The organism is Streptomyces blattellae (genome assembly GCF_009709555.1).
GTDB lineage: Bacteria > Actinomycetota > Actinomycetes > Streptomycetales > Streptomycetaceae > Streptomyces > Streptomyces blattellae.
This window is the reverse complement of sequence record NZ_WJBG01000027.1, coordinates 1-350: the sequence shown is the minus strand read 5'-3', so window position 1 is coordinate 350 and position 350 is coordinate 1. Positions and strand designations below refer to the sequence as shown.

At 69.1% G+C, this 350-nt stretch carries 1 protein-coding gene; it reads right to left on the bottom strand.

Going from position 1 to position 350, the window contains the following annotated elements; translation table 11 throughout:
- On the bottom strand, nt 1-350 hold a 350-nt coding region (locus GFH49_RS00850; RefSeq protein ID WP_155053786.1), incomplete at both ends, for a HAMP domain-containing protein.

Here is a 350-nt window from a genome sequence, read left to right as displayed (position 1 = left end):
CCGCCGAGCCGGCCGTCGGTGCCGACCTCGCGGGCCACGCGGGTGACCTCGTCGGCGAAGGCGCGCAGCTGCTCCACCATCGTGTTGACGGTGTCCTTCAGTTCCAGGATCTCACCGCGGGCGTCGACGGTGATCTTCTTCGACAGGTCGCCGTTGGCGACGGCGGTGGTGACCTGGGCGATGTTCCGCACCTGCGACGTCAGGTTCAGCGCCATGAAGTTGACATTGTCAGTGAGGTCCTTCCAGACGCCCGACACGCCCCGCACCTGCGCCTGCCCGCCGAGGTTCCCTTCGGTGCCGACCTCGCGGGCCACGCGGGTGACCTCGTCGGCGAAGGCGGAGAGCTGGTC